General features: G+C 73.5%; 23 protein-coding genes and 1 tRNA gene. 15 read left to right on the top strand and 9 right to left on the bottom strand.

Annotation, left to right across the window (positions count from 1 at the left end):
- The first annotated feature begins 79 nt into the window (after positions 1–79).
- The gene (locus C1N71_RS07125; protein WP_137755755.1) at positions 80–328 is read left to right on the top strand and encodes a type B 50S ribosomal protein L31; all 249 of its coding nucleotides are present in this window, start codon (positions 80–82) and stop codon (positions 326–328) included.
- Positions 329–400: 72 nt separating this feature from the next.
- On the opposite strand, the gene C1N71_RS07120 is transcribed toward C1N71_RS07125, so the two are convergent.
- Both C1N71_RS07120 and C1N71_RS07115 read right to left on the bottom strand, forming a co-directional pair.
- Complete coding sequence (locus C1N71_RS07120) at positions 401–991, bottom strand: phosphoglycerate transporter (RefSeq protein ID WP_254678136.1); 591 nt, start codon at positions 989–991, stop codon at positions 401–403.
- Positions 988–1,872, bottom strand: coding sequence for a 3'-5' exonuclease (locus tag C1N71_RS07115; protein ID WP_368074144.1), 885 nt, complete (start codon positions 1,870–1,872; stop codon positions 988–990). The genes C1N71_RS07120 and C1N71_RS07115 overlap by 4 nt, the downstream gene beginning before the upstream one ends.
- A 63-nt stretch (positions 1,873–1,935) precedes the next feature.
- Here C1N71_RS07115 and C1N71_RS07110 point away from each other — a divergent pair, with 63 nt between their 5' ends.
- Both C1N71_RS07110 and C1N71_RS07105 read left to right on the top strand, forming a co-directional pair.
- On the top strand, positions 1,936–2,817 hold the full coding sequence (locus C1N71_RS07110; RefSeq protein ID WP_137755754.1) for an alpha/beta fold hydrolase: 882 nt from the start codon (positions 1,936–1,938) through the stop codon (positions 2,815–2,817).
- Positions 2,814–3,884, top strand: a complete 1,071-nt coding sequence (locus C1N71_RS07105; RefSeq protein WP_137755753.1) for a glycosyltransferase family 4 protein — start codon at positions 2,814–2,816, stop codon at positions 3,882–3,884. The genes C1N71_RS07110 and C1N71_RS07105 overlap by 4 nt, the downstream gene beginning before the upstream one ends.
- Before the next feature lie 3 nt (positions 3,885–3,887).
- On the opposite strand, the gene C1N71_RS07100 is transcribed toward C1N71_RS07105, so the two are convergent.
- Positions 3,888–4,709, bottom strand: coding sequence for a Sir2 family NAD-dependent protein deacetylase (locus C1N71_RS07100; protein ID WP_137755752.1), 822 nt, complete (start codon positions 4,707–4,709; stop codon positions 3,888–3,890).
- 48 nt (positions 4,710–4,757) lie between these two features.
- On the opposite strand from C1N71_RS07100, the gene C1N71_RS07095 reads away from it, so the two are divergent.
- Positions 4,758–5,561, top strand: a complete 804-nt coding sequence (locus C1N71_RS07095) for a TrmH family RNA methyltransferase (protein WP_137755751.1) — start codon at positions 4,758–4,760, stop codon at positions 5,559–5,561.
- Positions 5,558–6,802, top strand: a complete 1,245-nt coding sequence (locus C1N71_RS07090; protein ID WP_137755750.1) for a D-alanyl-D-alanine carboxypeptidase family protein — start codon at positions 5,558–5,560, stop codon at positions 6,800–6,802. The genes C1N71_RS07095 and C1N71_RS07090 overlap by 4 nt, the downstream gene beginning before the upstream one ends.
- Here the strand turns inward: C1N71_RS07090 and C1N71_RS07085 are convergent.
- Positions 6,799–7,584 carry an SGNH/GDSL hydrolase family protein gene (locus tag C1N71_RS07085; RefSeq protein WP_368074143.1) on the bottom strand — a complete coding sequence of 262 codons (786 nt, stop codon included), beginning with the start codon at positions 7,582–7,584 and terminating at the stop codon, positions 6,799–6,801. The genes C1N71_RS07090 and C1N71_RS07085 overlap by 4 nt on opposite strands.
- A 112-nt stretch (positions 7,585–7,696) precedes the next feature.
- Here C1N71_RS07085 and dinB point away from each other — a divergent pair, with 112 nt between their 5' ends.
- Entirely contained in the window at positions 7,697–8,929 is a 1,233-nt protein-coding gene (gene dinB / locus C1N71_RS07080; protein WP_137755749.1) for a DNA polymerase IV, read from the top strand.
- Between the two features lie 26 nt (positions 8,930–8,955).
- On the opposite strand, the gene C1N71_RS07075 is transcribed toward dinB, so the two are convergent.
- The 3 genes from C1N71_RS07075 to C1N71_RS07065 all read right to left on the bottom strand — a co-directional run bounded on the left by C1N71_RS07075 (position 8,956) and on the right by C1N71_RS07065 (position 9,863).
- On the bottom strand, positions 8,956–9,195 hold the full coding sequence (locus C1N71_RS07075) for a PspC domain-containing protein (RefSeq protein WP_137755748.1): 240 nt from the start codon (positions 9,193–9,195) through the stop codon (positions 8,956–8,958).
- Positions 9,196–9,262: 67 nt separating this feature from the next.
- Positions 9,263–9,679 (bottom strand): pyridoxamine 5'-phosphate oxidase family protein, encoded by a 417-nt coding sequence (locus C1N71_RS07070; RefSeq protein ID WP_137755747.1) that lies wholly within the window; start codon positions 9,677–9,679, stop codon positions 9,263–9,265.
- Positions 9,680–9,777: 98 nt separating this feature from the next.
- A tRNA-Leu gene (locus C1N71_RS07065) sits at positions 9,778–9,863 on the bottom strand.
- Positions 9,864–10,007: 144 nt separating this feature from the next.
- Between C1N71_RS07065 and C1N71_RS07060 the strand changes: the two genes are divergently transcribed.
- From C1N71_RS07060 to C1N71_RS07045, 4 genes are read left to right on the top strand one after another with little or no spacing between them, the layout of a single operon-like run.
- Entirely contained in the window at positions 10,008–11,315 is a 1,308-nt protein-coding gene (locus C1N71_RS07060; protein ID WP_137755746.1) for a M20/M25/M40 family metallo-hydrolase, read from the top strand.
- Positions 11,316–12,146 (top strand): undecaprenyl-diphosphate phosphatase, encoded by an 831-nt coding sequence (locus C1N71_RS07055; protein WP_137755745.1) that lies wholly within the window; start codon positions 11,316–11,318, stop codon positions 12,144–12,146.
- A gap of 10 nt (positions 12,147–12,156) precedes the next feature.
- On the top strand, positions 12,157–13,371 hold the full coding sequence (gene mshC, locus C1N71_RS07050) for a cysteine--1-D-myo-inosityl 2-amino-2-deoxy-alpha-D-glucopyranoside ligase (protein WP_137755744.1): 1,215 nt from the start codon (positions 12,157–12,159) through the stop codon (positions 13,369–13,371).
- Position 13,372: 1 nt separating this feature from the next.
- Complete coding sequence (locus tag C1N71_RS07045; protein ID WP_137755743.1) at positions 13,373–13,534, top strand: DUF2256 domain-containing protein; 162 nt, start codon at positions 13,373–13,375, stop codon at positions 13,532–13,534.
- A 12-nt stretch (positions 13,535–13,546) separates the two neighbouring features.
- Here C1N71_RS07045 and C1N71_RS07040 read toward each other — a convergent pair whose 3' ends face one another.
- Together C1N71_RS07040 and C1N71_RS07035 are read right to left on the bottom strand one after the other, a co-directional pair.
- Positions 13,547–14,530, bottom strand: coding sequence for a phosphotransferase enzyme family protein (locus C1N71_RS07040; protein WP_175414138.1), 984 nt, complete (start codon positions 14,528–14,530; stop codon positions 13,547–13,549).
- A 4-nt stretch (positions 14,531–14,534) separates the two neighbouring features.
- On the bottom strand, positions 14,535–15,482 hold the full coding sequence (locus C1N71_RS07035; protein WP_254678135.1) for a PAC2 family protein: 948 nt from the start codon (positions 15,480–15,482) through the stop codon (positions 14,535–14,537).
- 90 nt (positions 15,483–15,572) lie between these two features.
- Between C1N71_RS07035 and C1N71_RS07030 the strand changes: the two genes are divergently transcribed.
- Genes C1N71_RS07030 through C1N71_RS07010 form a run of 5 tightly spaced genes read left to right on the top strand, consistent with a single transcriptional unit; the run spans position 15,573 to position 20,125 of the window.
- Entirely contained in the window at positions 15,573–16,241 is a 669-nt protein-coding gene (locus C1N71_RS07030; RefSeq protein ID WP_137755742.1) for an HAD family hydrolase, read from the top strand.
- The gene (locus C1N71_RS07025; RefSeq protein WP_137755741.1) at positions 16,238–17,242 is read left to right on the top strand and encodes a tRNA (adenine-N1)-methyltransferase; all 1,005 of its coding nucleotides are present in this window, start codon (positions 16,238–16,240) and stop codon (positions 17,240–17,242) included. The genes C1N71_RS07030 and C1N71_RS07025 overlap by 4 nt, the downstream gene beginning before the upstream one ends.
- The gene (locus tag C1N71_RS07020) at positions 17,239–18,219 is read left to right on the top strand and encodes an FKBP-type peptidyl-prolyl cis-trans isomerase (protein ID WP_137755740.1); all 981 of its coding nucleotides are present in this window, start codon (positions 17,239–17,241) and stop codon (positions 18,217–18,219) included. Before C1N71_RS07025 ends, C1N71_RS07020 begins: the two co-directional genes overlap by 4 nt.
- Positions 18,216–19,190, top strand: a complete 975-nt coding sequence (locus tag C1N71_RS07015; RefSeq protein WP_254678134.1) for a helix-turn-helix transcriptional regulator — start codon at positions 18,216–18,218, stop codon at positions 19,188–19,190. The genes C1N71_RS07020 and C1N71_RS07015 overlap by 4 nt, the downstream gene beginning before the upstream one ends.
- The gene (locus tag C1N71_RS07010) at positions 19,187–20,125 is read left to right on the top strand and encodes a helix-turn-helix transcriptional regulator (RefSeq protein WP_137755739.1); all 939 of its coding nucleotides are present in this window, start codon (positions 19,187–19,189) and stop codon (positions 20,123–20,125) included. The genes C1N71_RS07015 and C1N71_RS07010 overlap by 4 nt, the downstream gene beginning before the upstream one ends.
- Positions 20,126–20,145: the final 20 nt, after the last annotated feature.

Genomic DNA, 20,145 nt, shown 5'->3' with positions numbered 1-20,145 from the left:
GACGGCGTCGACTCTGGTAGAGTCGGACGCTGGTGCGGATCGCACCGACGACTTCCATCCAGATCCCGAAGGTTCCACCATGAAGACCGGCATCCACCCCGAGTACCGCGACATCGTCTTCCGCGACCTCGCGTCGGGCGAGACGTTCCTCACGCGTTCGACGACGACGTCCGACAAGACGATCGAGCTCGACGGCGTCGAGTACCCGGTCATCGACGTCGAGATCTCGAGCGCCTCGCACCCCTTCTACACGGGCAAGCAGCGCATCATGGACTCGGCCGGTCGCGTCGAGAAGTTCAACAAGCGCTTCAAGGGCTTCGGCGCCTGATCGCCATCCCCTGACGCCACGAGGGCGGGCACCCGCACGGGTGCCCGCCCTCGTCGCATGATCGGCCGCTCGCTACGACGTGTCGACGAGCACGTCGGCGACGTCGCGCGGCCGGAACCGGCTGACGAAGTCGGCGTCGTTCGGTGCCCACACCTCGTGCCAGAGCGCGTCGTGGTCGTCGCCCGCCGCACGATCGCGGGCGATGCCGCGCGTCGTCGCGACGAACGGATCGACGTCGCACCAGACGGACAGGTCGAGCGCGGGCAGCACGTCGGGATGCAGGAGGCCGACGAGGTCGACGACGAGGACGCGCCCGGTCGGCGCCGGCGCGGGCGGTGCCAGCTCGCCGGTCGCCCAGTCCCAGCGCTGGAACGTCGACGCACGCCGCTCGCGGAACGGCACGAGCACGTCGCGCACGAGCCGCGCGCGATCCACGGCGCCCCAGTCGCTCGAGCGCTCGCGCGAGCCCACCGGGGAGAGCAGGTCGTCGCCGCGCAGCCGCACCGCGCCCGGCACGCGCGCCACGAGGGCGCGAGCGAGCGTCGACTTGCCCGCACCACCGACCCCCGAGATGCCGACGACGACGGGATGGTCGACCGCCTCCGCGAGCGCCTCGACGCGCGCGACGAGGCCGTCGAGGTCGGTCGACCGCAGGTCAGTCACGCCCGTCGCGGCTCGCGGATGGGCCAGCCGCGGTCGGCCGCGAACGCGGGGTCGCGGCGCTGCATGTAGCGCGCGAACGACTCGGCCTGCTGCGTCGCCCAGTCGATCGTGGAGGCGTGCAGCTCGTCGGCAGGCACCTGCAGCTGGGGGAACAGCTCGTGCATCGCCTGCGCGAGGCGACCGGCGGCGATGGCGTCGGCGGAGGCCTCGTGCCAGCCGTCGAGCTCGATGCCGTAGTGCGCGCACGTGACGCCGAGGGTTCGCTTGCCCTTGCGGTAGCGGTCGACCTGCTTGTCGAGCACGAGCGGGTCGATCACGGGAGCGGGCGACTCGACGGGCGCGATGCCGTGCCGCAGCGCCTCGTGGTGCAGCACCGTGAGGTCGTAGGCGGCGTTGTAGGCGACGACGGGCGTGCCTGCGCGCAGCAGGTTCGACAGCTCCGCGACGATCGCGGCGACGACGTCGCGCGCGGGCTGTCCCTCGGCACGCGCGCGCTCGGTGGTGATGCCGTGGATGGCGGCTGCGCCCTGGGGGATCTCGATGCCGGGATCCGCGAGCCATGCGTGCTGCTCGACGAGCTCGCCGCGCTCGTCGAGCACGCCGAGGAACGCGGTGACGATGCGGGCCGTGGAGGTGTCGACGCCCGTCGTCTCGAGGTCGAAGACCGCCAGGCGCGAGGCCCACCCGCGCTCCTGCAGGGCGTGGCCGGCGGCGACGGCCGCGGTCGGCTCGTCGGTGGTCGACGCGGGGCGGGGCTGCTCGGCGTCGGCGGGTCTGGGCGCGGCGACCTCCTGCACGGCGGGCTCGAGCGCGAGCGCCTGTGCCACGAGGTCGTCGATCGCTCCCGAGTCACCCGGCCGCGGGCTCTGGATCTCGATCACGATCGTCACGGTAGCCGCGGCCGCCGACACGAGTCGCGAGGCGCGCCCCGTAGGCTCGGATGCATGGTCGACTCGCCGTTCCAGGAGCTGCTGGATGCGACGCCCGTCGCACGCGAGACGGGCGTGGTCGACGGCATCCGCACCGTCTGGTTCGCCTACGGCGACCCGGCCGATCCGCCCATCGTGCTCGTGCACGGCTACCGCGGCGACCACCACGGGCTCGAGACGATCGCCGCGCACCTCGTCGGACGGCACGTGCTCGTGCCCGACCTGCCGGGCTTCGGCGAGAGCGACGCCGCAGGCGACGCCGGCATCGCGACGTACGCGTCGTGGCTCGTCGCCTTCGTCGCCGCGCACGCGCCGGGTGCGCCCGTGCTCGGTCACTCCTTCGGCTCGATCGTCGTCGCGGCGGCGGCTGCACATGGCCTCGACGCCGAGCGCATCGTGCTCGTGAACCCCATCGCCCAGCCCGCGCTCGAGGGTCCGCAGCGGCTGCTGTCGCGGTTCACGCTCGGGTGGTACCGCGCCGCCGCCGCAGCGCCCGAGCGCGTCGGGCACGCGATGCTCGCGAGCCCCGTCGTCGTGCGCGGCATGAGCGTCGTCATGACGAAGTCGCGCGACCGCGCGATGCGGCGCTGGATCCACGACCAGCACGACCGCTACTTCTCCGCCTTCGCCTCGCGCGCGTCGGTGGTCGACGGCTTCGAGACGTCGATCTCGACGAACGTCGGCCACTACGCCGCCGCCATCGCGCAGCCCGTGCTGCTCGTCGTGGCCGATCGCGACGACATCACGCCGCTCGCCGCGCAGCGCGAGCTCGCGACGCGCTTCGGCGACGCGCGCATCGCCGTGCTGCACGGCACGGGCCACCTCGTGCACTACGAGCAGCCCGACCAGGTGGCGGCGCGCGTGCGGCGCTTCCTCGCCGAGGCGCCGGCCGCATGAGGGTGCTCTTCGACTGCCGCTACGTGCGCACCGAGCGGCACGACGGCATCTCGCGCTTCTCCGCCGAGCTCGTGGCGCGGCTCGGGCAGCGCGCGGACGTGACGATGCTCGTGCACGATCCGGCGCAGCTGGCGATGCTGCCGAACCTGCCGCACGTGCTGGGTCCGAGCCCGACGGGGCCGCTCGAGCCGATCGCCACGTGGCGCCTGCGGCACGTCGACGTCGACGTCGTCTACTCGCCGATGCAGACGATCGGCTCCCTCGGCCGCCGCACCGCGCTCGTCGCGACGGTGCACGACCTCATCTACTACCGCCACCCCATGCCCCCGCGCGACCTGCCGGCGCCCGTGCGCGCGCTGTGGCGGCTCTACCACCTGTCGTACGGCCCGCAGCGGCTGCTGCTGCGCGGCGCCGACGCGACGGTCGTCGTCTCCGAGACGACGGCGGCGCTCGTGCGCGAGCACCGGCTGACGACGAAGCCCATCCACGTCGTGCGCAACGCCGCCGAGCCGCTCGGCGAGCCCGTGACCCACGCCGCGCCACCCACGAGGCGCCTCGTCTACATGGGCTCCTTCATGCCCTACAAGGGCGTCGACACCCTCGTGCGGATGGCGGCGCTGCTGCCGGACCACGAGCTGCACCTGCTCTCGCGGATGCCGGCGGGCGAGGAGGCTCGGCTCCGCGAGCTCGCGCCGACGGCGCGCATCGTCGTGCACGACGGCGTCACGGACGCCGAGTACGCCGACATGCTGCGCTCGGCGACGGCGCTCGTGCACGCGAGCCACGACGAGGGCTTCGGCATCCCGCTGCTGGAGTCCATGGCGCTCGGCGTGCCCGTCGTCGTCTCCGACATCCCCATCTTCCGAGAGGTCGCGGGCGACGCGGGCGCCTACGCCCCCGTCGGCGACGCGCAGGGCTTCGCGGATGCCGTGCTGCGGCTCGAGGGCGAGTGGGCCGCCCGCTCGGCGGCCTCGCGCACGCAGGCCGCGAGGTTCTCGTGGGACGCGTCGGCCGACGCGCTGCACGCGGCGCTCGCCGCGACCGTCGCGGCGCGCCGCGACCGCTGAGCCTCAGGCGGCGTGCGGGGCGGGCGCGAGCGCGTCGGCGATCGCCGTCAGCGTCTCGGACGTGCCGGCGTCGATGCGCACGCTCGCCCGGTTGTCCCACTTCGTCGGCCCGCGGTTCACGATGACGATCGGCACGTCGCGGCGCCTGGCGATCTCGAGCAGCCGCACCGCCGTGTTCACGACGAGCGACGAGCCGGCGACGAGCACGACCGACGCCGCGCGCACCGCCATGTCGGCCTCGTGGAACACGTGGCTCGGCACGAGCTCGCCGAAGAAGACGACGTCGGGCTTCAGCATGCCGCCGCACACGAAGCAGACCGGTACCACGAAGTCCTGGTCGCCCTCGAGCGACACGTCGCCGTCGGGATTCATGCGCACCCGCTCGGGGACCGTGATCCACGGGTTCTGCTCGGCGATGCGATCGGCGACGACCTGACGCGGGAAGCGCGAGCCGCACTGCAGGCACGTGACGGTCGCGTTCGCGCCGTGCAGGTGCACGACGTCGCGGCTGCCCGCCTTCTCGTGGAGGTCGTCGACGTTCTGCGTGATCACCGCCGTCAGCAGCCCCGCGGCCTCCATGCGAGCGATGGCGCGGTGGCCCTCGTTCGGCTGCGTCGTCGAGAACGCGCGCCAGCCGAGATGGCTGCCGGCCCAGTAGCGACGGCGGGCGTGCTCGGAGGCGAGGAAGCGGTCGAGCTGCATGGGGTTGCGCGGCGGCGCGCCGGCGCCGCGGTAGTCGGGGATGCCCGAGTCGGTCGAGATGCCCGCGCCCGTGACGACCGCGATCGGTCCGAGTCCGAGTCGAGCGATGGCGGTGTCGAGCACGCTCCGATCCTACGGACCGCCGTAGCCTGGTCGGGCACGAGGAGGCCCATGGAGATCGTTCGCATCGCGTCGCTCGAGGACCCGCGGCTCGCGGACTACGTCGGGCTCACGGACGTGCAGCTGCGCATGCGCACCGAGCCCGAGCGCGGGCTCTACATCGCCGAGTCGCAGACGGTGCTGTCGCGCGCGCTGCGCGCCGGGCACGCGCCCCGCTCCGTGCTGGTGAGCGAACGCTGGCTGCCGGACGTCGCCGCGATCGCCGGCGATCTCGACGTGCCGGTCTTCGTCGGCGACGAGGCGCAGCTGCAGGGCATCACGGGCTTCCATCTCCATCGCGGCGCCCTCGCGGCGATGCAGCGCCCCGTGCTGCCCGAGCCGCGCGCGCTGCTCGCCGACGCGCGCACCGTCGTCGTGCTCGACGGCCTCGTCGACCACACGAACGTCGGCGCCGCCTTCCGCTCCGTCGCCGGCCTCGGCGCCGACGCCGTGCTCGTGACCTCCACGTGCGCCGACCCGCTCTACCGCCGCAGCGTGCGCGTGAGCATGGGCACGGTGCTGCAGGTGCCGTGGACGCGCATCCCCGCATGGCGCGAGGCAGGAGCCATGCTCCGCGAGGCGGGCTTCCAGACCGCGGCGCTGGCCCTCGCCGACGACGCGATCGACCTCGCCGACTGGCGCCGCGAGCGCGCCGACCGCGTCGCGATCGTGCTCGGCAACGAGGGCCACGGGCTCGGACCGGATGCGCTCGCCGCCGCCGACGTCGTCGTGCGCATCCCCATGCACCACGGCGTCGACTCGCTGAACGTCGCCGCGACGAGCGCCGTCGCGCTCTGGGCGGTGCTGCACGCATGAGCCGATACGTCACGGCGGCGACCCAGCGCCGCACGCCCGCATGGGTGCACCTCCTGCGAGCGCTCGTCGTGCTCGCGCTCGTCGCCATCGTGGGCGGCGTCGCGGCGCTGGTGTTCGCGCCGCTGCCTGCCATCGCGAGCGAGGACGAGCCGCTGCCGCCCTCGCCCGTCGCCGAGCCGCAGCTCGCCTGGCCCACGACGGGCGGCACGGCCGCCTTCACGATCGAGGGCCTCGACGGCGCCGCCGGCGCGACGACCGACGCCGCCGTGCCGATGGCGAGCATCACGAAGCTCGTCACGATGCTCGTCGTGCTCGAGGCGCATCCGATCGACGGCGGCGAGGGCGCGACGCTCACGATGGACGCCGAGGACGTCGGCTACATGCAGACCGCCTTCGACGAGGCCGCGCCCTACTACCCGGTGCGCACGGGGCAGACGGTGTCGCAGGCCGACCTCGTGGAGGCGTCGGTCGTGGCGTCGTCGGCGAACGCCGCCATGTCGCTCGCGCGCTGGGGCTTCGGATCGATGGACGGCTTCCTCGCCGCCGCGAACGACTGGTCGCAGCGCAACGGCATGTCGACGATGGTCGTCGCCGACGCCGCCGGCCTCTCGCTCGACTCCGTCGCCTCGCCTGCCGACATGGTCCGACTCGGGCAGCTCGCCGTCGCCGACCCGATCGTGGGCGCGGCCATGGGTGCGCCGGCGGTCACCGTGCCGGGTCTCGGCGTGCAGCCCAACACGAACCCCCTGCTCGGCTCGGCGGGGATCGACGCCGGCAAGACCGGCGCGCTGTTCGTCTCGGGTCGGAACCTGCTCGTGTCCGCGACGTCGACGGTCGAGGGCCGCACGCTGCGCGCCGTCGTGGTCGTGACGGGGCAGGTGACGGCCGACGACCGCGACGCAGCGACGCTCGCGCTCGTCGAGAGCCTGTGGCAGAACGTGCAGACGCGCGAGGTGCTGCCGGCCGGCACGGTCGTCGCGACGAGCACCGCCCCGTGGGGTGCCACGTCGGAGGCGACGACGGACACCGCCCTCACGACGCTCGCATGGGTCGCGCAGCCGCTCGAGCCCCGCGTCGAGGTGGACGCCGTCGGCACCGGCGTCGGCACGTCGACGGTCGGCAGCGTCTCGGTGGCGGGCACCGACCTCACGACGGCCGTGAGCGCGCCGCGCATCCGCGAGCCCGACCTGCTGTGGCGCCTGTCGAACCCGTTCGTGCTCCTCGGCCTCGCCGAGGGCTAGGACTCGTCGGCGCGGCGCAGCACGGGCTCGGCGAGCGGGCGCTTCGGCAGGATCGTGTCGCCCGACGAGCGTCCCGTGATCCTGCGCACGACCCACGGGCCGAAGTACTCGCGCGCCCACAGGATGTCGTCGCTCGCCGCCTGCCGCCACGTGCGGCGCGGCAGCGGCTCGGGACGCTGCGGGTGCAGCTCGTGCTCCACGCCGAGCGCGTCGAGCACGAGCATCGCGATGCGGTGATGGCCGAGCGGCGAGAAGTGCAGCCGATCGGGCGCCCACATCCGCGGATCCTGCAGCTCGGTCGCCGCCCACATGTCGGCGACGATCGCATCATGCCGTCGCGCGAGCGCGGCGAGGTCGCAGTTGTAGATGGCGACGCGCCCGCGGATCGAGCGCAGCACGGGCGTCATGCCGATGTCGGGGCCGTTGAAGAGCACGACCGTCGCGCCGTCGACCGAGAGCCGCTCGACGGCCCGCTCGAGCCGGCCCGCGACGCGATCGGGGTCGGCGCCGGGCCGCAGCAGGTCGTTGCCGCCCGCCGAGATCGTGATGAGGTCCGGCTGCAGCGCGAGCGCCGCGTCGACCTGCTCCGCCGCGATCTGGTCGAGCAGCCGGCCGCGGATCGCGAGGTTCGCGTACGCGAGGTCGGGCTGCGTGCGCGCGAGCTCCTCGGCGACGCGGTCCGCCCAGCCGCGCACGCCGTTGGGGAGGCTCGGCTCGTCGTCGCCGACGCCCTCCGTGAACGAGTCCCCGATCGCGACGTACCGGGTCCATGGATGCTGCATGCTCTCCAGCCTGGCACCGCTGCCCGGGTGCCGCATCCACCGTCGGTCGGACATCGTGACGCGATCACTCCCGCGCCGCGCCGACGTCGGTGGTGGCTGCGACCATGGAGGCGTGAGCAAGCAGGACGGCTCGAACCGCATGGTGTCGAGCCCCGACGTCGACGACGCGTCGGCGACGATCCTGCACGTCGACCTCGACGCCTTCTTCGCGACGGCCTCGCTCATCGCGCGGCCCGACCTGCGCGGGCTGCCCGTCGTCATCGGGCACGACTCGTCGCGCTCCGTCGTGACGGCCGCGACGTACGAGGCGCGCCGCTACGGCGTCCACTCCGCCATGCCGATGGGGCGCGCGCTGCAGCTGTGCCCGAACGCCGTGATCCTCGAGCCGGACTTCGCGCTCTACTCCCGGCTGTCGAGCCAGGTGATGGCGATCCTCGACGACCACTCACCGTCGGTCGAACGCCTCGGGATCGACGAGGCCTTCGTCGACGTGGCGGGCGCCCGCAGGCTGCTGGGCGGAGCCGTGGCGATCGGCACGTCGATCCGCGAGCGGGTGCAGGCGGAGACGGGCCTCATCGCGTCGGTCGGCGCGTCGTCGACGAAGTTCATCGCGAAGCTCGCGTCCGGCCGCGCGAAGCCCGACGGCCTGCTCGTCGTGCCGGCCGACGAGGTGCTGGCCTTCCTGCATCCGCAGCCCGTGGGCGCCCTGTGGGGCGTCGGGGAGCGGACGCAGGAGCGCCTCGAGCGCTACGGGCTGCGCACGGTCGCCGACGTCGCGCACACGCCGGTAACGACGCTCGTGGGCTGGTTCGGCGAGGCCACGGGGCGCCATCTCCACGCGCTCGCATGGGCGCGCGACGTGCGACCCGTGCACGAGCGGCCGCGCGAGCGGTCGATGGGCCACAACCACACGTTCGGGCGCGACGTCACCGACCGCGACGACCTGCGCAGCGAGATCCTGCGGCTCGGCACGGGCGTGGGGCGCCGGCTCCGCGCGGCGGGCGCCGTCGGGCGCACGGTGACCCTGCGCGTGCGCTTCCACGACTTCCGCACCGTCACGCGCTCCCGCACGCTGCCGGATCCGACCGACGTGACGCGCGTCATCGTCGAGACGGCGTGGACGCTGCTCGACGAGCTCGACGACCCGACCCCCGTGCGCCTGCTCGGCGTGCAGATGTCGCAGCTGTCGGATCCCTCCGACGCGGGGCTGCTGTGGGACGACAGCGAGGACTGGGGCAGCGCCGAGCGGGCGATGGACGCCGTGCACGACCGCTTCGGGCAGCTCGCGGTGACGCCGGCGTCGATGCTCCGCCGCGAGCGCAAGCGCGAGGACACCGGCTCCTAGGCGGCTCTCGCGTCAGCCGGGGTCCGTCAGCGGCGCCCGAGCCAGCGCGCGACGGGGATCGACCCGTCCTGCCAGGGCGTGAGCGCCCACGCGATGGCATACGCGACCCAGCCGAGCACGGGCAGCAGGAACGACAGCAGCACGAGGAGACGCACGAGCCAGACGTTCCAGCCGAGGCTGCGCGCGATGCCCCCGGCGATGCCGCCGAGGATGCGCTGCGGGCCGCGGCGGAAGCCGGTGGCGCGGATCGAGTCGAAGACGCTCATGCGCACCACGCTAGGCGTCGCGGCTGTGCCGCAGCCCAGTCGCCCGTGCGCGCGTGCTCCGGGCCGCTCACATCGTGAGGTCGGCGGCCCGCCAAGCCACGGGACGCAGGACGACGACGACCTCGGGCCCGAAGGACGCGGCGACGTCGAGGTACTGCTGCACCTCCTCGGGCGGCAGGTACCGCTCGGCGAGCGTGCGCCGCTCGTCGTCGGTCGCGGGATGCTCGTCGACGACCTCGCACGAGGCGGCGGCGTACCGCGTGCGCGGCGCGACCTCCTGCACGACGAGCGTCGCGCCGCCGGCCGCGCGCAGCAGCCGCGCCTTCTCGGACTCGGCGCCCACCATGATCCACGCGTCGCCGCCCGGCTCGTACGCGTGCCAGACGGGCACGGCGATCGGAGGATGTCCCGGGCGATCGATCGCGAGGATCGGCGTGAGCGGCTGGGCGAGCAGCGCCTGTCGTGCGTCGGAGTTGAGTGCCATGCGCGGCACGATAGCCGCTGCCTCCCGTGCGCGGAGGGCCGAGCGCCGCACCTCCGAGCACGGAAGAGGCCCGGAGCCATGGGCTCCGGGCCTTCTCGTGCGCGAGGGGGGACTTGAACCCCCACGCCCTAATACGGGCACTAGCACCTCAAGCTAGCGCGTCTGCCAATTCCGCCACCCGCGCAAGGTGTCGGATCCCTTGCAGGACCGACGACGACACTAGCACGCATCCGAGGCACCCTCCGACCATCCCGGCGCTCGCGCGACCGGCCGCGCACCGTGATCGCGCGTGACGATCGACGTCGTCCGTCGCGACTAGCCTTGGACGGTGACCGACCAGCTCTCCGAGACCGCTGCCATCGCTCGCGACCTCATCCGCTTCGACACGCAGAACTTCGGCGAGGGCCGCTCGAACGGCGAGGCGGACGCCGCTGCCTACGTCGCCGCGTTCCTCGCGGACCTCGGCATCGCGAGCCGCACGTTCGAGGCCGCGCCGGGACGCCACAGCGTCGTCGCGGAGCTCGAGGGCGAGGATGCGACGCTGCCTGCGCTCGTGCTGCACGGCCACCTCGACGTCGTGCCCGCCGACGCGTCGCAGTGGAGCGTCGACCCGTTCGAGGGCGTCGTGCGCGACGGCATGCTGTGGGGCCGTGGCGCCGTGGACATGAAGGACATGGTCGCGATGATGCTGCAGGCCGTGCGGCAGCTCGTGCGCGCGGGCGTGCGGCCGCGCCGCCGCGTCATCCTCGGCTTCTTCGCCGACGAGGAGGACGGCGGGGCGTACGGCGCGCACTGGCTGGTCGAGCACCACCCCGAGGTCTTCGCCGGCGCGTCGATGGCGATCAGCGAGGTCGGCGGCTTCTCCGTCACGCTCGACGGCCGCCGCGCGTACCTGCTGCAGACCGCCGAGAAGTCGCTGCTGTGGATCCGGCTGCGCGCGACGGGCACGGCGGCGCACGGGTCGCAGGTGATGCGCGACAACGCCGTCACGAAGCTCGCCCGCGCCGTGGCGGCGCTGGGCGCCCACGACTTCCCCATCGAGCTCACCGACACGACGCGGCAGCTCGTCGACGAGGTGGCGGGGCTGCTCGGCGTCGACGTCGAGGAGCTCGGCCCCGACGACGTCGCGCTGCGCACGGGCGGCATGGCGCGCTTCCTGCGCGCGAGCCTGCGCACGACGGCGAACCCGACGATGCTCGACGCCGGCTACAAGCACAACGTCATCCCCGGCACCGCCGAGGCGCGCATCGACATGCGCACGCTGCCCGGCCGCGAGGACGAGGCGCTCGAGGTCGCGCGCCGCATCGTCGCCGAGGCGGCGGACGACGTCGAGCTCGACATCGTGCGGCAGGACGTCGGCCTCGAGGTGCCCTTCGCCGGCGAGGCGGTGGAGGCGATGGTCGCGGCGCTGCAGCGGCACGACCCCGACGCGCCCGTGCTGCCGTACATGCTCTCTGGCGGCACGGACAACAAGGCCCTCTCGAGGCTCGGCATCGCCGGGTACGGCTTCGCGCCGCTGCGCCTCACCCCCGACCTCGACTTCGCCGCGATGTTCCACGGGGTCGACGAGCGCGTGCCGCTCGACGCGCTCGACTTCGGCACCGCCGTGCTCGCCGACCTCCTGCAGGAGCTGTAGATGCAGTGGATCGAGGCGATCCTGCTGGGCATCCTGCAGGGCGCGACCGAGTTCCTGCCGATCTCGTCGAGCGCGCACCTGCGCATCGCGGGCATCTTCCTGCCGGGGGCCGAGGATCCTGGCGCGACGTTCACCGCCATCACGCAGATCGGCACCGAGCTCGCCGTCGTGCTCTTCTTCTGGCGCGACATCGTGCGCATCGTGCAGCGCTGGTTCGGCGCGCTGCGCGGCGCGGTGCCGAAGGACGATCCCGACGTGCGGATGGGCTGGCTCGTCATCATCGGCACGGTGCCGATCGTCGTGGCCGGCGTGCTCTTCCAGAGCCTCATCCGCGACCAGCTGCGGTCGCTGTGGATCACGGCCACGGTGCTCATCGTCTTCGGCCTCATCCTCGGCGCGGCCGACCTCCTGGGCCGCCGCGACAAGGGGCTGCGTGACATCACCTACCGCGACGGCATCCTCGTCGGGCTCGCGCAGGTGCTCTCGCTCATCCCGGGCGTCTCGCGATCCGGCGCGACGACCACGATGGGTCGCGCGCTCGGCTACGAGCGCCCTGCGGCGGCGAAGTACGCCTTCCTGCTCGCGATCCCGGCCGTCTTCGGCGCGGGCCTCTACGAGACGTACCAGGCGCTCACCGAGCCGTCGACGAGCGGCTACGGCTGGGGGCCGACGATCGTCGCGACGCTCGTCGCGTTCGGCGTCGGCCTCGCCGTCATCCGCTTCCTCATGACCTACATCGCGAAGCGGTCGTTCCTGCCCTTCGTCGTCTACCGCGTCGCGCTCGGCGCGGCGCTGCTCGTCGCGCTCGGCGCAGGATGGATCGCAGCATGAGGCCGGCAGCATGAGGACGTGGGAGCGTGCGGCGACACCCCGCCTGCCCGGAACGGGCCCGCGGCCCGCGCTGCACGACACGAAGACCGACGGGCCGCTCGTGCTGCCGGAGGGCGACGCGGCGACGCTGTACACGTGCGGCATCACGCCGTACGACGCCACGCACATCGGACATGCAGCGACGTACCTCGCGAGCGACACGCTCACGCGCGTCTGGCTCGACGCCGGTCTCGACGTGGCCACGGCGATGAACTCGACCGACGTCGACGACCCCCTCCTCGAGCGTGCGGATCGGGATGGCGTCGACTGGCGCGAGCTCGCCGAGCGCGAGCAGGAGGTCTTCCGCGCCGACATGGCGGCGCTGCGCATCCTGCCGCCGGACTCGTGGGTCGCCGTCACCGAGCGCATCGACGCCATCGCGGCCGCCGTCGCCGCCATGCTCGAGACGGGCGACGCGTACCGCGTCGACGAGGACGTGTACTTCGACACCACCCGCGAGCGCGCGTACCCGTTGGGGCTCGGGAGCCGCACCGACCGCGAGACGATGCTGCACCTCGCCCGCGAGCACGGCGGCGACCCCGATCGCGCGGGCAAACGCGATCCGCTCGACCCGCTGCTGTGGCGGGCCGAGCGACCGGGGGAGCCGGCGTGGGACTCGCCCGTCGGTCGCGGCCGGCCCGGCTGGCACGTGGAATGCACGGTCATCGCGATGGCGGAGCTCGGCGCGCCGTTCACGGTCGCGGCGGGCGGGATCGACCTGCGCTTCCCGCATCAGGAGATGCAGGCGCATCACGCGCTCGCGCTCGGGGCGTCGCTGTTCAGCGTCGCCCGTGCGAACGCCGGCCTCGTGGCCTACGACGGCGAAAAGATGTCGAAGTCGCTCGGCAACCTCGTGAAGGTGCGCGCGCTGCTCGACGCGGGCGTGCGGCCCGCGGCCATCCGCCTCGCGCTGCTCGCGCACCACTGGCGCAGCGACTGGGAGTGGACGGACGCCGACCTCGCTGTCGCGAACGAGCGCCTCGACCGATGGACGGCGTGGGCGCAGGTGCCGCCGGACGATCCGTCGCTCGACGACTCGGTGCTCGAGTGGCTGCGGTCCACGCTGCAGCACGACCTCGACACGCCCGCCGCGCTGCAGGCGGTCGACGCGTTCGTCGATCGGGCGCCCGCCGACGACGTGTCGATCGACGCGATCGACGCGCTGCTGGGCGTGCGGCTGCGCTGAGATGCCCGGCGATCCCCACGCCGAGACGAAGGCGTGCGAGCACTGCGGCCGGCCCTTCGCCAACCGGAAGCGGTGGAGCACGCGCGAGCAGTGGGATGCCGTGCGCTACTGCTCGGAGCGCTGCCGTCGCGAGGCGGCGCGGACGCGCCGGCAGCAGCGCTGACCGCGCGGGACGTCAGTCGAGCCTGCGGGTGAAGACGCCCGACTGGAGCCAGGCGGCGAGGCGGCGCACGGCCGTGTCGAGGTAGCCGCGGGCATCCGCCCGCAGCGACGCCGTCGTCGACGAGAGCAGGTCGTTCGCGAGCAGCAGCTGCCTGCCGGCGGCGAGCGCGTGCAGCTCGGCGTCGGTCGCATCGGGCAGGGGAGCGATCGATGCGTAGCCCTCGGCGAGCGCCTCGTGCACCTCGGGTGCGTCGGCGTAGAAGCGCGCGATCGCGACGTCCAGCGCGGGGACGCCGAGGCCCGCGTCGTCGAAGTCGAGCACCTGCAGGCCGTCGGCGGATCGCAGCAGGTTGCCGGCGTGGAGGTCCGCATGCAGCGGGCGCACGCCGCCGCGGGCGTGAAGCTCCGACAGCGTCGCCTGGGCCCGTTCGCGAGCGAGCCGGAGCACCTTCCGGTCGCCGGGTGCGAGGCCCGGCACGTCGGCGAGGGCGTCGACGTCGCCGAAGAGCACGTCGTCGAAGACGGGCAGCGTCGCATCCTCGGGCACGGTCCACGTCTCTGCGTGGACGTGCATGCGCGCCATGGTCGCGCCGAGCGACCGGGCGAGCCCCGCATCGAGATCGCCGACGATCGCGTCGCCGTCGAGCCAGCTCGCCACGGTCACGATGGCGGTGCGCCCGAAGCCCTCGCTCGCGACGCCCGTCCACCAGGCGCCGTCGATCGTCGGCAGCGGCACGGGCACAACGCCCGCCTCGGCTGCGAGCGAGAGCTGCCACGCCTGCTGCGCCGCGATGTGCTGGGTCGTCGCCTTCGATCCGACGAGGATGCGCAGGGCCCACGACGCGCCGTCGAGCTCGACGCGGAAGGTGGAGTTGTAGGCGTGCAGCACGGGCGTCACGTCGCCGCCATCGAGCCCGAACGCGGGCAGCGCCCGGGCCGCGACCGCCTGCAGCAGCGCGACCTGCTCGGGCTCGGTCAGGTCGGCGTAGACCGTCACGCGCTCAGACGGGCGGCGGGGGAGCGGGGCGGTCGTCGCCGTCAGCGGAGCCTTCCTCGTCCTCGTCCTCGTCCTCGGGCAGCTGCGTCTCCAGGAAGCGCTGGAACTCCTGCGCGAGCGCCTCGCCCGACGCCTCGGGGCTCTCGACGGTGTCCCGCTGCTGCTCGAGGTGGCCGATGTAGGCGCGCATGTCGTCGTCGCGCTCCGCGAGCTCGTCGACGCCCGACTCCCATTCGCCGGCGAGCGACGGCAGGTCGCCGAGCGGCACCGTGATGTCGAGCAGCTCGGTGAGGCGGTCGAGGAGCGCGATCGTCGCCTTCGGCACGTGCGTCGCGTGCACGTAGTGCGGCACGGAGGCCCACACGCTCGCGGTCTGGATGCCCACCTGCTCCGCCGCCATCGCGATGACCGACATGATGCCCGTCGGCCCCTCGTACTCGCTGCGCTGCACGCCGAGGCGGTGACGCAGGGAGGCGGACTCGCTCGTGACGCTCGTCGGCGTCGGACGCGTATGCGGCACGTCGGCGAGCATCGCGCCGACGAACACGATCGCGTCGACCTCGCACTGCCTGGCGATGTCGACCGCCTGCTCGGCGAAGTCGATCCAGTTCCTGCTCGGCTCGGCACCGAGGAGCGCGAAGAGCTCGCCGTCCGCGCCCGTGGACACGGACAGGCCGTCGTCGTCGACGATCGCCTCCCGCACGCTCGAGCGCGTCGGCGCGTACGCGATCGTCGCCGGCCACGACAGCGCTCGCGTGCCGTCCTCGAGCCGCCGCAGGACGGGGCGGGCGAACGTGAAGTCGAGGTAGTCGTCCGGCTCGATCTCGTCGAACGGCTCGAGCTCGCACGCCTCGATGACGCGTCGCACCGCCGTCGACGCAGCCTCGCCCGCATCGTTCCAGCCCTCGAACGCGACGAGCATGATGCGCCCGACGATCGGTCCCGTGCTCACTGTCGGCGTCCCCTCATCAGGCGTCCACCCTACGCCCGTGCGGCGCGGCCGACGGCGGGCGACGCCGGTCGCGGAACGTAGGATGGTGCGGTGAGCGATCTGGATGCCGTGCTGTGGGATCTCGACGGCACCCTCATCGACAGCGAGTCCTACTGGCATGTCGCCGAGCGTCGCCTGGCCGAGGAGTTCGCCGTCGACTGGACGGCGGACGACGAGGTCGCGCTCATCGGCGTCGACCTGTGGGACGGCGCGCGGTACATGATCGAGCGCGGCATCGCGATGGATGCCGACGCCATCGTGACGCGCCTGTCGGGCGAGGTCACGGCGCAGCTGCGCGAGCACGTGCCGTTCCGCCCGGGTGCCGCCGAGCTGCTCACGGCGCTCGGCGCCGCGGGCGTGCCGCAGGCGCTCGTGACGATGTCGATCCGGCCCATCGTCGACGTGGTGCTGGGCGCGAGCGTCGCGCAGCTCGGCACCGACCCGTTCACCGTCTCGGTGACGGGCGACGAGGTGCAGCGCGGCAAGCCGTTCCCCGACCCCTACCTGCAGGCCATGCGGGCGCTCGGTGCGCGCGCCGACGCCTGCGTCGCGTTCGAGGACTCGATCCCCGGCACGGCAGCCGCGCGCGACGCGGGCGTCGTGACCGTGGGCGTCCCGCACGAGGCCGACCTGACCGCCGTCGAGGGCATCACCCTGTGGTCGACGCTCGTGGGCCGCACCGTCGACGACGTCCGCGGCCTCGTGGGCGTGCACGCATGACGCCGCGCACGGGACCGCTGCGCTACGGCGACCCGGTGCAGCTCACCGGGCCGAAGCAGCGTCTCCACACGATCGTGCTCGCCGAGGGCTCGACGTTCCACACGCAGCACGGTGCGCTGCCGCACGCCGAGATCGTCGGTCACCCCGACGGCTCGATCGTGCACGTGGGGGAGCACGCCTACCTCGCGGTCCGCCCGCTGCTGCACGACTACGTCATGTCGATGCCGCGCGGTGCCGCGATCGTGTACCCGAAGGACGCCGGTCACATCCTCACCTACGCCGACGTCCAGCCCGGCCTCACGGTCGTCGAGGCGGGCGTCGGCTCCGGCGCCCTCTCGCTGTGGCTGCTGCGCGCCCTCGCCGGTCAGGGCGAGCTCGTCTCCTTCGAGCGCCGCCAGGAGTTCCTCGACATCGCCGAGGCCAACGTCGCCGGCTGGTTCGGCGAGCGGCCCGCGAACTGGCGCACCGCCGTCGGCGACCTCGCCGAGTCGCTCGGCGACCACGTGCCCGCCCAGACCGCCGACCGCGTCGTGCTCGACATGCTCGCGCCGTGGGAGTGCGTCGACGCATCCGCCACCGCGCTGCAGCCCGGCGGCATCCTGTTGGCGTACGTCGCGACCGTGACCCAGCTCTCGCGCACGGTCGAGGCGGTGCGCGACGACGGCAGGTTCGCCGAGCCGCAGTCGCAGGAGACGCTCATCCGCTCGTGGCACGTCGACGGGCTCGCGGTGCGGCCCGACCACCGGATGGTCGCGCACACCGGCTTCCTCATGACCGCGCGCCGCGTCGCCGACGACCTCGAGGTCCCCTCGTTCAAGCGACGCTCGAACAAGGCCTCGTACACCGACGCCGACGTCGAGGCTTGGACGCCCGGCGCCGTCGGCGACCGCGAGAAGAGCGACAAGCGCCTGCGACGTGCCGTGCGCGATGCGCAGCGGCAGGCCGAGCGTCTCGCCGCCGGTACCATCGACTCCGACTCCCGACCCGAGGACCACGCGTGACCAAGCCCCTCCGCCGCCCGCTCACGGCGGCCGCAGCCCTGCTCGTCGTCGGCAGCGCCCTCACGGCGTGCCACGTCGTGCCCTCCGAGCAGTCGATCGCCGGCTGCACGCCCTCGATCCAGCCCGGCGGCGGCTCGAACGCCGTCGTCGCCGCGGCGGGCGACGAGGACGGGGCGCTCACCGACGTGCCCTTCTCGACGCCGCTGGAGACCGACGGCCCGCAGGCGAGCATCGTCGGCGCGGGCGACGATCCCGCCGAGCCCGGCGACGTCGTGATCGCCGACTACACGCTCTACGACGGCGCCACCGGCGACGTGCTCGAGTCGACCGACGCCGACCTGCTGGAGGCGCTCGCCGCCGAGTCCGGCGGTCAGGCGCAGCCCGCGTCGCGCCAGCTCACGATGCGCACGGGCGGCGAGAGCACGCTCTCGCAGGGGCTCGAGTGCGCGACGCCCGGCTCGTCGGTCGCCCTCGTCGCCTCGTACCTCGACCTCTTCGGCGAGTCCGTCGCGCAGGCCGGCGTCGACCCCGAGTCGACCGCCGTCATCGTCCTCGACGTCGACGACGCCTTCCCCGGCCGCGCCGAGGGCTTCCCGCAGCCTGCCGTCGCCGGCATCCCCGCGATCTCGCTCGCGACCGACGGCACGCCCGGCGTGACCTTCTCGGGCGCCGAGGCACCCACCGACCTCGTCGTGGGCACGACGATCGCCGGCTCGGGCCCGGTCGTCGAGGAGTCCGACACCGTCATCGTGCAGTACACCCTGCTCGAGTGGGATGCGACGACCGTCACCGAGACCACGTGGGGCTCGACGCCTGCGACCTTCGTGCTGTCGGACCTCATCGAGGGCTTCCAGCAGGCCGTCGTCGGCCAGCAGGTCGGCAGCCAGGTCGTCGCGGTCGTGCCGCCGGACCTCGGCTACCAGGACGGCAGGACGCTCGTCTTCGTCATCGACATCCTGGACGCCGAGGCGCCGTGACCGGCGTCGACGTGCAGGAGCGTCAGTTCTCGCTGATGCTCGCGCTCCTGCACGCCGCGCACGGGGCGACGAAGCGCGAGCTCTTCGAGCGCGTCGCCGGCTACCAGGGTCGCCCGATCGACGCCGCCCTCGAGCGGCAGTTCGAGCGCGACAAGGACGACCTTCGCGACCAGGGCTTCGTCATCACGGTCTTCACGCCGCCCGCCGAGCACGACAACAACCAGGAGTCGCGGTATCGACTGCTCGACGCCGCGATCGGCACGCCGGAGGACCTCGCGTTCTCCGACGAGGAGCGCACGCTCATCGACCTCGCGCTGCGCGTGTGGCGCGACGGCGGGCTCTCGGAGGAGTCGCAGCTCGCGACGACGAAGCTGCGCGCCGACCCGCGCTTCCGCACGGGCCTCGCCCAGGCGGTCTCGCCGCGCCAGAGCGCGCAGGATCGAGCGTTCCACGCGCTGAAGCGCGCGACCGAGCGCGGCCAGGTCGTGCAGTTCGGCTACCTCAAGCCCGGCGAGCGCGAGGCGATGCAGCGCACGGTGGAGCCGTGGTGCGTGCTGCTCTTCCGCGGCCGCTGGATGCTGCACGGCTTCGACGTCGACCGCGGCGCGCCGCGCACCTTCCTCATGCGCCGCGTCGTCAGCGACGTCGTGCCCCGCAGGCCGCGCGTGCCGTTCGCGGTGCCGGACGGAGCGGCCGACGCCGCGCTGGCGGAGCTCGAGCGCATCTGGTCCGAGGCGACGGCGCGCGTGCGCGTGCTGCCCGGCTCCGACGCGGAGGTCCGGCTCGCGCGACGCCGCGACACCGTCGTCGAGGGCGACGAGATGACGCTGCACCACGCCGACACGAACCTGCTCGCCGACGAGCTCGCCGGGTACGGCGCCGAGGTCGTCGTGCTCGATCCGCCGGAGCTCGCCGCCCTCGTCCGCGACCGGCTGACGCGGATCCGCGACGCTCACGGCGAAGAGGGATGATGGCGGCCAGGGGCTCTCGCCAGTCGATCGCGCTGCTCGTCGCGCTCATCCCGTACCTGACCGCCGAGCGGTCGGTGACGGTCGCCGAGGCGGCGGCGCACTTCGATGTGCCCGAGCAGCGCATCCGCGACGCCGTCGACCTCATCTTCATGTCCGGCGTGCCCGACGGCCTCGGCGACTTCGACCGCTTCGACATCAACTACGACGCCTACGAGCAGGACGGCGTCATCGAGCTGAGCCATCGACCGGCGCTCGACGGCGACGTCATGCGCCTCGCCCCGCGCGAGGTGGGCGCGATCCTCGCGGGCCTGCGTCTCATCCAGGGCGTGCAGGGCATCGACGACGACGCGGTCGCGGCGCTCACGGCGCGGCTGTCCCGCGCCGCGGTGCCCGAGGCGACGAAGATCGGCGTCGACGCCCCCGTCGTGGACTCCGCGGCGGCGATCGTGCGCGACGCGATCGAGCACCGCGTCGTCGTGCACCTCGACTACCGGAAGGCGGGCTCGCCCACCGAGCGCCGCACGGTCGCGCCCACGGCCCTCGAGCTCATCGACGGCCAGGCGTACGTCGTCGGCTTCGACCTCGACCGCGCCGCGGAGCGACGCTTCCGCCTCGATCGCACCGAGCGCGTCGAACCCACCGACGTCGCCTTCCCCGACGAGGCGCTCGGCTCGACGCGCGAGCGCATCGAGCCGGACGAGACGATCGTCGTGCGCGCGACGCCCGCCGCCGCGGCGATGCTCGCCGACTACGCCGACGGGCCCTCGCGCGTCGACGGCGACCACGAGATCGTCGAGATCCGCGTGTGGAACGTCGACGCCGTGCTGCGCCAGGTCGCCTCGCTCGGCGGCGATGCCGTCGTGCTGCGGCCCGCGTCGGCGCGCGCCGCGATGCGGCGATTCGCCGAGGACGCGCTGCGGGCAGCCGACGGCTGACGCGATCCATGCCGAACGCA

Source organism: Agrococcus sp. SGAir0287, from assembly GCF_005484985.1.
Lineage (GTDB): Bacteria > Actinomycetota > Actinomycetes > Actinomycetales > Microbacteriaceae > Agrococcus.
Note: the sequence above shows the minus strand (reverse complement) of the source record. Positions and strands in the feature narration are given on the sequence as shown.

Bases quoted from the DNA above. Each gene is read 5' to 3' on its own strand.
- C1N71_RS07090 (WP_137755750.1), top strand. From the start codon at position 5,558: ATGAGCCGATACGTCACGGCGGCGACCCAGCGCCGCACGCCCGCATGG.
- C1N71_RS07010 (WP_137755739.1), top strand. From the start codon at position 19,187: ATGATGGCGGCCAGGGGCTCTCGCCAGTCGATCGCGCTGCTCGTCGCG.
- C1N71_RS07095 (WP_137755751.1), top strand. From the start codon at position 4,758: ATGGAGATCGTTCGCATCGCGTCGCTCGAGGACCCGCGGCTCGCGGAC.
- C1N71_RS07085 (WP_368074143.1), bottom strand. From the start codon at position 7,584: ATGCAGCATCCATGGACCCGGTACGTCGCGATCGGGGACTCGTTCACG.
- C1N71_RS07075 (WP_137755748.1), bottom strand. From the start codon at position 9,195: ATGAGCGTCTTCGACTCGATCCGCGCCACCGGCTTCCGCCGCGGCCCG.
- C1N71_RS07070 (WP_137755747.1), bottom strand. From the start codon at position 9,679: ATGGCACTCAACTCCGACGCACGACAGGCGCTGCTCGCCCAGCCGCTC.
- C1N71_RS07110 (WP_137755754.1), top strand. From the start codon at position 1,936: ATGGTCGACTCGCCGTTCCAGGAGCTGCTGGATGCGACGCCCGTCGCA.
- C1N71_RS07025 (WP_137755741.1), top strand. From the start codon at position 16,238: ATGACGCCGCGCACGGGACCGCTGCGCTACGGCGACCCGGTGCAGCTC.
- mshC (WP_137755744.1), top strand. From the start codon at position 12,157: ATGAGGACGTGGGAGCGTGCGGCGACACCCCGCCTGCCCGGAACGGGC.
- C1N71_RS07045 (WP_137755743.1), top strand. From the start codon at position 13,373: ATGCCCGGCGATCCCCACGCCGAGACGAAGGCGTGCGAGCACTGCGGC.
- C1N71_RS07055 (WP_137755745.1), top strand. From the start codon at position 11,316: ATGCAGTGGATCGAGGCGATCCTGCTGGGCATCCTGCAGGGCGCGACC.
- C1N71_RS07125 (WP_137755755.1), top strand. From the start codon at position 80: ATGAAGACCGGCATCCACCCCGAGTACCGCGACATCGTCTTCCGCGAC.
- C1N71_RS07105 (WP_137755753.1), top strand. From the start codon at position 2,814: ATGAGGGTGCTCTTCGACTGCCGCTACGTGCGCACCGAGCGGCACGAC.